This window comes from Clostridium sp. 1001275B_160808_H3 (genome assembly GCF_015550425.1).
In the GTDB taxonomy this organism is placed as follows: Bacteria; Bacillota; Clostridia; order Clostridiales; family Clostridiaceae; genus Clostridium.
Genome location: NZ_JADNAT010000041.1, coordinates 1 through 10,470 on the forward strand (window position 1 = coordinate 1; position 10,470 = coordinate 10,470).

At 32.5% G+C, this 10,470-nt stretch carries 7 protein-coding genes and 1 pseudogene; 4 read left to right on the plus strand and 4 right to left on the minus strand.

The window, feature by feature from the left end; genetic code table 11:
* A partial coding sequence (locus I2A75_RS17510; RefSeq protein ID WP_207733859.1) for a collagen-like protein occupies positions 1 to 2,463 on the plus strand: 2,463 nt, incomplete at its 5' end.
* 235 nt (positions 2,464 to 2,698) lie between these two features.
* On the opposite strand, the pseudogene I2A75_RS17515 reads toward I2A75_RS17510, so the two are convergent.
* Both I2A75_RS17515 and I2A75_RS17520 read right to left on the minus strand, forming a co-directional pair.
* A pseudogene (locus tag I2A75_RS17515) lies at positions 2,699 to 3,228 on the minus strand (transposase); the annotation flags it as partial.
* Between the two features lie 140 nt (positions 3,229 to 3,368).
* Positions 3,369 to 3,725, minus strand: a complete 357-nt coding sequence (locus I2A75_RS17520) for a helix-turn-helix domain-containing protein (protein WP_195266887.1) — start codon at positions 3,723 to 3,725, stop codon at positions 3,369 to 3,371.
* 876 nt (positions 3,726 to 4,601) lie between these two features.
* On the opposite strand from I2A75_RS17520, the gene I2A75_RS17525 reads away from it, so the two are divergent.
* Positions 4,602 to 5,405: an SDR family oxidoreductase gene (locus tag I2A75_RS17525; RefSeq protein WP_347707774.1), complete on the plus strand. Its 804-nt coding sequence runs from the start codon at positions 4,602 to 4,604 to the stop codon at positions 5,403 to 5,405.
* Between the two features lie 263 nt (positions 5,406 to 5,668).
* Here I2A75_RS17525 and I2A75_RS17530 read toward each other — a convergent pair whose 3' ends face one another.
* Entirely contained in the window at positions 5,669 to 6,937 is a 1,269-nt protein-coding gene (locus I2A75_RS17530) for an FAD-dependent oxidoreductase (RefSeq protein WP_195266889.1), read from the minus strand.
* A 141-nt stretch (positions 6,938 to 7,078) separates the two neighbouring features.
* Positions 7,079 to 7,399, minus strand: a complete 321-nt coding sequence (locus tag I2A75_RS17535) for a cytochrome C biogenesis protein (RefSeq protein ID WP_195266890.1) — start codon at positions 7,397 to 7,399, stop codon at positions 7,079 to 7,081.
* A gap of 286 nt (positions 7,400 to 7,685) precedes the next feature.
* On the opposite strand from I2A75_RS17535, the gene I2A75_RS17540 reads away from it, so the two are divergent.
* Both I2A75_RS17540 and I2A75_RS17545 read left to right on the plus strand, forming a co-directional pair.
* The gene (locus tag I2A75_RS17540; protein WP_195266891.1) at positions 7,686 to 8,090 is read left to right on the plus strand and encodes a hypothetical protein; all 405 of its coding nucleotides are present in this window, start codon (positions 7,686 to 7,688) and stop codon (positions 8,088 to 8,090) included.
* Positions 8,091 to 8,310: 220 nt separating this feature from the next.
* Positions 8,311 to 10,308, plus strand: a complete 1,998-nt coding sequence (locus tag I2A75_RS17545) for a methyl-accepting chemotaxis protein (RefSeq protein WP_195266892.1) — start codon at positions 8,311 to 8,313, stop codon at positions 10,306 to 10,308.
* Positions 10,309 to 10,470: the final 162 nt, after the last annotated feature.

The following is a 10,470-nucleotide window of genomic DNA, read 5'->3' on the forward strand; positions in this document are numbered from 1 at the left end:
GTAACTGGCTCAACTGGAGTTACTGGGACAACAGGTGTGACAGGAGAAACCGGGGCAACAGGAACAACAGGAGTAACAGGAATAACAGGAACAACTGGAGTAACGGGAGCAACGGGAGTGACTGGAATAACTGGAGCAACAGGATCAACTGGAATAACAGGAGTAACGGGATCAACCGGAGCGACTGGAACGACTGGAGAAACAGGAGTCACTGGGACAACAGGAGAAACAGGAGCAACGGGAGCAACCGGAGCAACCGGAGTAACTGGCTCAACTGGAGTAACAGGAGTAACCGGAGCAACAGGTGTGACAGGAGTAACCGGGGCAACAGGAATAACCGGAGCAACTGGAATAACGGGAACAACAGGAATAACAGGAGAAACTGGAGCAACTGGAATAACAGGAGAAACTGGAGCAACCGGAGAAACCGGAGCGACTGGAACGACTGGAGAAACAGGAATAACTGGAGTAACTGGAGTAACTGGGGTAACTGGAATAACAGGAACAACTGGAGCAACTGGATCAACGGGAACAACGGGAACAACAGGAGTAACTGGGGCAACAGGAGCAACTGGAGTAACTGGAACAACAGGAATAACCGGAGCAACGGGAGTAACTGGGGTAACAGGATCAACAGGAGCAACAGGAATAACTGGAGTGACAGGAGTTACCGGGGTAACAGGAGAAACAGGAGCAACTGGAATAACAGGAGAAACAGGAGCAACAGGAGTAACTGGGGCAACAGGAACAACAGGAGTAACAGGAGTAACTGGAATAACAGGAACGACAGGAGCAACAGGAGTAACTGGGGCAACAGGAGTAACTGGAATAACCGGAGTAACCGGGGTAACTGGAACAACTGGAATAACAGGAGAAACCGGAGCGACTGGAACGACTGGAGCAACAGGAATAACTGGAGCAACCGGAGCAACTGGAATAACTGGATCAACGGGAACAACAGGAGTAACTGGAGTTACCGGGGTAACAGGAGAAACAGGAACAGCAGGAGTAACTGGATCAACTGGAGTAACTGGAACAACAGGAATAACCGGAGCAACGGGAGTAACAGGAGCAACGGGAGTAACAGGAGAAACAGGAGTAACTGGAACAACAGGAATAACGGGAGCAACGGGAGTGACTGGAATAACTGGAGCAACAGGATCAACTGGAATAACAGGAGTAACGGGATCAACCGGAGCGACTGGAACGACTGGAGAAACAGGAACAACAGGAGCAACCGGAGTAACTGGCTCAACTGGAGTAACAGGAGTAACCGGAGCAACAGGTGTGACAGGAGTAACCGGGGCAACAGGAATAACCGGAGCAACTGGAATAACAGGAGCAACTGGAGCAACTGGGGTAACTGGAACAACTGGTGTAACCGGAATAACAGGAGCAACCGGGGTAACTGGAACAACTGGAGTAACTGGAGTAACTGGAGCAACGGGAGCGACTGGAGCAACTGGAATAACAGGAGAGACTGGAATAACAGGAGAAACCGGAGCAACAGGAATAACGGGAACAACAGGATCAACTGGAGTAACCGGGGCAACAGGAGTAACTGGAATAACAGGAACAACAGGAGCAACCGGGCTAACAGGAACAACTGGAGTAACTGGATCAACGGGAACAACGGGAACAACAGGAGTAACTGGAATAACCGGAGTAACTGGAACAACTGGAGTAACAGGAGAAACCGGGGCAACAGGAACAACAGGAGTAACTGGAGTAACAGGAGTAACTGGAATAACAGGAACAACAGGAGCAACAGGAACAACTGGAGTAACTGGATCAACTGGAGTAACAGGAGCAACGGGAGTGACTGGAATAACAGGATCAACGGGAGTGACTGGAATAACAGGAGCAACAGGAGCAACAGGAATAACAGGAATAACAGGAGCAACTGGATCAACTGGAGTAACTGGGGTAACTGGAGTAACTGGGGCAACGGGAGTAACTGGCTCAACTGGAGTCACTGGGACAACAGGAGTAACTGGGGCAACCGGAGCAACTGGAATAACAGGAGCAACAGGTGTGACAGGAGCCACAGGCTCAGGAATATCAACTTATGGTTATGTATATCATTTAGCATCTGCGTTAACATCTGTTGTTGCAGGAGGTGCTGATGTTCCTTTTAGTAATAACGGTCCTTTATCAGGAATAGTTCATACAGCAGGAGCAACAAGTATAACAGTTCCGCTTGGTGGAGTATATGAAATAACCTATAATATCTTTATTACAGCTGGAGTAGGTGCAGCACTTGCAATTGCTGTAGGTGGAACAGTTCAAACATCAACTAATATTTCAGCATTAATAACTACAGGAGAAATAAGTGGAACAGCTATGTTAACTTTAGCAGCAAATGCTGTAGTGACATTGCGTAATAATTCTGCAACGCCTTTAACTTTAGCATTATCACCAGCAGTCGGAGCACAATTAAATATAATTAGATTAAGTAATTAAATAATTTTATAGAATATTTATAGAAAAAAATAAAAGAGATATAGGTTTTATTAATATTTTAAGAGAATATCTAAAAATTTGTGTAAATAATAAATTTAATTTACTAATATAACTGGAAATTTTATTTCCAGTTATATTTTTATCCTTTTATTGAAATAATAATACTGAGTTTTTCTATACCTTTAGTTTCTGATAAAATGATTTAATATTCATTAGAACTTAAAAAGTAGAAGCTTTAAATTATTTCATTCTTATTTAATCTATCCCAAGATATTATCATAAATTGAGATATGATTAACACCAAATTAGAAATTGGTGACGTCAATTTTTGCATAATAACTTCGGTAGCTAAATATAATGATTTTCTTAAAGGATCGTCTGTTGGTAAGATGGTTCTTGTTTTTGTGAATTTTCTTATCTGTCTATTTATCCATTCTAAAATATTTGTAGTATATATCATTTTTCTTATTTGTTCATTAAAAGCAAAGAATGTTGATAATTTATCCCAATTTATATAACAAGAATCAATTACATTTGAGTACTTGTCATTCCATATATTTTTAACGTTTCTATTATTTAAGCCATTGCATACACTTAGCCAAAATTTTGCACCTTCTGCTTCATCAATCCAAATTCCAAGGATATCTTCATATCTATTCATATCAATTCATAAGCATATATAGGCTGCTTTAGTTGCTATTCTATGGCATCTCTAACCTTGAAATGAATAGCATCCATATATACTATAGGATAAACATCATCTACCACTTAAAATATAAAAAAGGATGTAGTAGATTTGCTTTTACACAAATCTTTCTACATCCTCATTTTTTTATAAGAATGAAATTTAAAATGTATAATCATTTAGAAGGAAATCAAGCTCATGGGCATTAGTTGTTTAAGATTTATTTTTTACAGCGTAAGGCGACATCTTTTCCTTGTGTTATTAGGTGATTTACATGTGATTCTCCCCAATTGCATAACACATCAAGTACATCACCCAATGATTTTCCATATTCACTCAATGAATATTCTACCTTTGGCGGAACTTGATTATAGACAGTACGAGTAATGATATTGTCAGCCTCTAGTTCCCTAAGTTGTTGTATTAACATCTTTTGGCTAATTCTTGGAATATTTCTTTGTAGATCACTTGGTCTTAATGAAGAATAACGTAGATTGCACAAAATGATAGGTTTCCATTTGCCGCCAATGACGTCCATTGTGGCCTCAACACCAATGTTATAAATTTTTTTCTCCATAATTACCTCCAAATTTCTTAGTTCGATCTGTTAAGTTATATGAACATTGATCTTCTCTACTCAAGGAAATACAATAAGTTTGAAAGGAACTTACTTACAGCATTCATACAAACATTATAATCGCATAAATTTAATAAAAAAATAAAGCTAAAAAATATGGTTCACCATTAAATTTAATTTCAGATAGATGGTAAGCATATAAGAAAGCAATAGCTATGTTATTGCCAGATACAAAACACCCCTAAGGAGAACAAATGTCTAATGATATAAACATTAATAATATAGAATCTTCTAGCAAAATTTTTAAAGCGCGGTATAAACACAAAAAAGGATTTAATTCATTTTCGCTATCGATAGCTTTACTAAAAACTCTTGTTTATTATCTGCATAATTAGCTTTAATATCTTTGATTAACCTGAAAATCTAATTTTATTGCAGGCTTATTTGCTATGCAAAAAATATCCAAACTTAGATAGTTTTCAAAGAATGAGAAATTCTAAGATTTATTAAGAGTTTTTTTCATAACGGCTTAACAGATTCTTTTATTTTAACAAGATTTACTTTTAGGTAAGTATAACACAAAAAAGTAGGTACTAGACAAATTATCTTTAAAAATTATATATTATATATTGATGTTGGTAATAATAAAAAGAGGATATATAAATTATTTATACATTAGAAACGAGAATGATATTGGAAAATGGAGTTGAAATAAATGGATTTGGTTTTGAATTATTTAAATTAAACTATAATGAAACAAATGAAACTATAAAAGAAGAGATAATTAGATATATTGTTTATATGTAGGACCAGATCCAGCAAGTTTTCATTTCATATAATTTAATATAATATCATAATCTCAATGAGTTGAAAGGAGTGTTTATTTTGGAATTAGGATTAAGGAATAAGCTTGCACTTGTTACTGGTTCAACGAAAGGCATTGGAAAGGCAATTGCCATTGAGCTGGCAAAAGAAGGAGCGAATGTTATAATAAATGGTAGAAAAGAAGATGATGTATTGAAGGTTGTAGAGGAAATTAAGGAGAAGTTTCCAGATACAAAACCTCAGAGTGCTTCCGCGGATTTAGCAAATTATTCAGAAAGGGAAAGGTTGTTTCAGAAGTTTCCAAGAGTTGATATTTTAATTAATAATATGGGGATTTTTCAGCCAATGGAATATTGGGATATAACTGATGAGATTTGGGAAAGGTTTTTCCAAGTTAATGTTATGGCAGGAAATGCCCTAGTAAAATTTTATATGCCGCATATGTTGGAGCAGAATTTTGGTAGGATCATTTTTGTTGCAAGTGAGGAAGCATTAATGCCATCTGGGGAAATGCCACAGTACAGCATGACAAAAACTATGAATCTATCACTTGCGAAAAGTCTGTCAAAATTGACAAAGGGAACACAGGTTACAGTGAATACCATTATGCCTGGTTCTACACTAACAGAAGGAGTGCAGGATATGCTTGAGAATATGTATCGTGATAGCTCTATAGCACCAGAGGAATGGGAAGCTGATTTCATGAAGAATCATAGACCACTTTCTCAGATACAGCGATTAATTAGACCAGAAGAAATTGGGCGTTTTGCAGCCTTTGTTGCAAGTCCATTTGCTTCATCTCTTTCTGGAGCAGCACTTCGTATTGATGGCGGGATGGTTCCTACTATATTCTAGAATATAGATTTATGTTATGAAAGCTTTCCAGCTGGTATGTAGGAACACTGTTACAGGGATATCTTCGGAAATAGTCCAATTAAGAGGTATAAATGGAGAGAGTTTGGGAGGGATTGATGCAAATTATTCAATGTCTTTATCTCTAGCATTATTATTAAAATAATGGACATATTTAATATAATTAGCTTAAAATAAGATTAATTAAAGAATAAAAAGAGATATAAGCTTTATTGACAAATTAAAGTTTATATCTCTTTCTTATATTACTTATTAAATATATCTAATAATGATAAAGATTTAACTCTTTCATAAATAATATCTTTATCTGTAGTATATAAATTAAGTTCTTTCATTCTTTCAAAGTATTCTCCACCAGAAAATGTATGTCTTAGGCTTTTACCATCTTCCATATCTAAAGCTTCATTTGCAAAGGCAATTATATCACCTATTGCTAAATCTCTAGGTAAAACTAATAATGGCTCATTTAATGTAAATTTAACAGCATTATATCCTGCTAAAGCCCCTGTTACAATAACTTCTGTATGACCTACAAAAAATCCAGATTTTTCACCAGCACAAAACATATTATTTAACCCTAATATTTTCATTGAATTATCTCTAGGACTTGAAGCTAAATATCTAATAGAATTTGATTGACCACCAGACAATGGATCGATATATCTTGCATTCTCAAGTCCGGGTATTTTTCTAAGCTTATCTAATGGATAGTATGAAGTCATAAGTTTAATATGTCCAGTATCCAATAAAATAACATTTTCAGCAAATTCTTTTAAAGCATATTGCTGGCAAACTTTTTGACTTAGTTTATCTAGATTTATATCTTCTTGTGGAATTGGTAGAGTAGCAACCCCATATTGATTAAGTATATCTAGTATATCTTTAGATAGTGATTCTCGAGGGAGTTCACAGGATCCACTCATAGCTCCAGGAGTACCATTTGCTCTTTCTCCTATGATATCTTTTATACCAGCTTTAGCACTTAGGCTTTCTCTTCCACCAAATGAAGGACACCTTAATATGCACATGGAACAACCATTTCCATACCTGTTACAATTAGTCATAGGACCTGTTGAACCAGTAGTTTCTATAAATACATCACCATCTATAAAAGATCCATCGGCCAATTTGATTTTAGTTATAGAGTTGTTTGCCAAAGATACGTTGATTGCTCTGCTCTTAAAATGAATATTAATTCCTAAAGATAAAATGTATCTTCTTATCTCTGGTTCTGCTTTAGCTATGTCAGTTAAATTAGCATGTTTATGGCCAGAAAATTCTATATTTTTATGAATAGCAAGAGAATCGATAATATCTATTAACTCATTAGCACCTAATAATGAAAGTTCTTCTGCAGCTGTAAATCTACCATTGTTTCTCATTATTCCACCGACATTACCAACACCTAAAAGCATATCAGTTCTTTCAATTATATGAACTTCTGCGCCCATTTTTCTTGCTTGTATAGCAGCTTGACAACCAGCAAAACCACCACCTATTATAATAATTTTCATTATATTATACCTCAAATATTAATGTTAATAATAAACTATTCTATGGTCATTAAAATGATACTATAATTTGGTTTTTATTACATAGCTATTAAAACGGAAATGACGACTTTAAAATAAAGTCGTCATAATTATCTTTATAAATTAATTTATTACAGGAAATATGTTATAAACAGGCTCTTCATATGGATGAAGTTTTTTTATAACGTTAATAACTTCAAAGGCTAAATCTTTATCACATCTAAATTCTATTTTAGCCTCTTTCTCAATAGATAAGTTACCTTCTTTCCCAATATGAGGATTAGATCCTTTTAATGGTCTGAAGTAACCATTAACTTCGCTTATAGACATACAATTATCATAGTTTCCTATAGTCAAAGCACCAGTTCTATTTATTGCTTCCCTCAATTTATCTACAAATTCAAAAGGAATAAATATTTCAAACTTAACTTTTGTGTAATTCATATATTGAATAGACCCCCTATTAATAGCTATATTTAAATAATATCTTATTAGAAGAAAATAGTAAACGAAATTAATGTCTATTATCAACAAAAGTTAAATTTAAAAAATTTCATAAAATGCCTAAAAAAACTAATAAATTATTATTAATAATAAAATTTATGAAAGAAAATAGCAGATATTTAGAGAAAAAACTAGAAAAGTATGAAAAAACTTATATCATATATCTTTTAAATATATACAGCATACTATATAGTGAAGAAGATAAAATTTAGTTGGGGGAATTAAAGTGGGAATTTTATTTGCGATCATTGGGATAATATTAACTATATTTACGGCTTTTAATTTAATAAGAAGTATTGAAGTAAAGAAAAAATCTATAATAAAAAAGGCTAAAGTAATAGGGTTTGAAAGCTATACTTACTTTATGCCAAGAGCTGAATATCATGCAGTTTATAATGCTAGTATTTATCCGATTTTAGAAGTTGAGGAAGATAATAAGAAGGTAAGAGTTGCTATATCATATTTAAATGAAAAGTTTAATTTGGAAAAGGGTGATGAATTAGAAGTAATATATCCAAAAGGAAAAGTAGAAAAGCTTAAGATATACAGTAATGAAGAGATATATAACTTTTATTATTTAACAATTATAATAGGAATAGTTATCACCTTATTATCAATGACTATAATTTAAAAGGGCTAATGTTTAGCCCTTTATTATTTTTAAATTGTATAAGAATCCAAAATATTACAAAATACTTATGCAAATATACTATTGTATCAGTATAAATTTAGGAGATATAATTGAAATATAGAAGTAAATGTTTACTTATCTTATATTATATCAATCAAATGAATTGTAATATAAAGTTTTGGAAACGTTGCCAAGAAAAATAAGTATATGGGGGATTATGATGAATTTTAAAAAGCTATTAGTAAAGATGCTACTATTTTTTATTCCAGTAATAGCTATAGGAACTATTAGCAACTCAACTATATCATATTATACTGCGAAAAATACATTAGTAAAAAATAGCCTAATTATAATGGAGGAAATGTCCAAACAAGCCTCAATGAGAATAAATGATAAGTTTTTAGAAAGTACTAAAAATTTAGAAGAAATAGCTATGGATAAAAGACTTTCCAGTGATGAAATATCAATAAAAGAAAAAAGAGATATACTGAAAAATGAGATTGAAAAGAGGAACTTTGATAATATAGGAATATGTGGATTAGATGGAGTTGTTTATTATAAGGATGGAATGGAACGTATACAAGATAAGGATTATTTCAAGAAGACAATAAATGGTAGTGAGGTAATATCAGATCCATTTATATCATCTATTGATAAAAGTAGAGTAACTGCATATACTGTACCACTAAAAAAGGATAATAAAATAGTTGGAGCCATACTAGGATTAAAATCAACAGAAGATTTTAGTAAATTATCAAATGATATTGAATTTTTAGATACTGGCTCAGCTTTTATTTTAAACTCTGAAGGAACTGTTATAGCCCATGATGATTTTTATTTTGTTATGGAAAAAAGCAATTTAATTAATCAATATGGAAATGATGAGAATTATAAGGATGTTATAAATGTACAAAAAGATATGATTTCTGGAAAAAGTGGTTCCTCAGAGTATAATCAAAATGGTAATAAATCTTATATTGCTTATTCTCCTATAGCAAGTACTGGTTGGTCTATAGGAATAACTGTAGATAGTGATGACTTGCTTAAATCATTGAAAGAATTTAGAAATACTACATTACTAATAGTTTCTTCTATATTAATTTTTAGTATTTTATTAATATATATTATTACTAGGGGAATAACAAAAGTTTTAGAAAATATAAAAACTAATATGATACATATTTCTAACGGAGATTTAACAGTTAGTTTTGCAGAAAATCATCTAAATAGAAAAGATGAAATAGGGGATATATGTAAGTCTATAGAAACTACTAGAAGTTCAGTAAAGGATATTATATCTAAAATAAAAATATCTTCAAAAGATGTCTCAGAAAAATCAACTTCTCTTGCTGTTGTTTCTAAAGAATTAAATAAATTAGCAAGTGATATATCTACTTCTATTTTTGAAGTAGCAGCATTTAGTAATACTCAAAAAGGGGAATTAGAAAATACAATAGGTGTAATTAATGTCTTTAGTGAAGAAATAGATGAAATTTCAAGGAATATTGTAAAGATAGATGATATGGCAAAAGATATCGAAATTAAATCAATAAAGAATAGTAGTGAAATGAATACTTTAATAGTGACGGCTGAGGATTTTGATAATAGATTTAGTGAATTTAGTGATAATATGGATAATATGCTTAATGATATAAGCACAGTAAAAGATATACTAGTTTTAATAAATGATATTTCGGATCAAACAAACTTATTAGCTTTAAATGCAGCTATAGAAGCAGCTAGAGTTGGGGAAGCTGGAAAGGGTTTTGCTGTAGTAGCTGATGAAATAAGGAAGCTTGCGGAAAATTCAAATAATGCATCAAATAATATTCATATTATACTAAATAATGTATTTAAAAATACAAAGGCAATAGCAGAAGATACTGTAGAAATTAATAAAAAGCTTCACTTACAAAGAAGTATTATAAATAATTCAATTAATTCATTTAATGATATAGCTAAAGAGGTAAAGAGTATAACACCTAGAATAAGTAATATAAATACTTCATTTATAGAAATAGATGAAAGAAAGAAGAATATACTAGAGAAAATTATAAATGTGGCAAAAGCATCAAGGGAGATATCTAGTGCATCTGAAGAAATAACGGCATCATCAAATGATTTAAATAAATTTAGTGAAAATGTAGCTGAGGATTCTGAGGATTTAGCATATAGAAGTATTGAAGTTTTAAAATCTATTGATAGGTTTAAGATATAAAGCTAAAGGTGTAGTCTCAGAAATCTATTTAATATAAAATTTATTCAATTTCAAGTAAGCTTTATTGCCTTAAAAAGTTAATCTATTATTTTTATAAAGGGGCTCGCGAAACGCGAGCCCCTTTTAAACCATTGATTTTACTTACTTAAAGACGTTTTTAAA

Coding starts and splice junctions, on each gene's coding strand:
- I2A75_RS17520 (WP_195266887.1), bottom strand. CDS start 3,725: ATGGAGAAAAAAATTTATAACATTGGTGTTGAGGCCACAATGGACGTC.
- I2A75_RS17530 (WP_195266889.1), bottom strand. CDS start 6,937: ATGAAAATTATTATAATAGGTGGTGGTTTTGCTGGTTGTCAAGCTGCT.
- I2A75_RS17535 (WP_195266890.1), bottom strand. CDS start 7,399: ATGAATTACACAAAAGTTAAGTTTGAAATATTTATTCCTTTTGAATTT.
- I2A75_RS17545 (WP_195266892.1), top strand. CDS start 8,311: ATGAATTTTAAAAAGCTATTAGTAAAGATGCTACTATTTTTTATTCCA.